1 pseudogene is annotated in these 351 nt (G+C 67.8%); it reads left to right on the forward strand.

The window, feature by feature from the left end:
- Positions 1-19 precede the first annotated feature (19 nt).
- A pseudogene (locus QJT78_RS52360) lies at positions 20-351 on the forward strand (HlyD family secretion protein); the annotation flags it as partial.

Raw genomic sequence — 351 nt, forward strand, 5'->3', positions numbered from 1 at the left:
GCCGGCGCACGACGAGCCGGTGAGCGAGCCCGTCAGCGATAGTGCTCCCCATCCCGAAGCACCTGCAGGCTCGGGCCGGTGGGTTCGCCGCCTGCTCAAGGTCGGCATTGGCCTTGCGATCGTGGCCGTCTTCGGATGGTTGCCGCTGAAGGCCGTGCTGCAGACTTCGAGCGTCGAGGCCGTGGTCAATGCCAGGATCGTGACGTTGCGCTCGCCGATCGACGGCACCGTGAGCGCGAGGCCGCCGCAAGGCTCGACGCAACTCAGCGTGGTCCATGAGGGCGACGCGATCCTTCATGTCGTCAACGCGCGTGGCGATCGCGTGCGGCTCGACGATCTTCGGCGGCAGAT

The sequence above is a fragment of the Bradyrhizobium sp. Mp27 genome, from assembly GCF_029953005.1.
Taxonomy (GTDB): domain Bacteria; phylum Pseudomonadota; class Alphaproteobacteria; order Rhizobiales; family Xanthobacteraceae; genus Bradyrhizobium; species Bradyrhizobium barranii.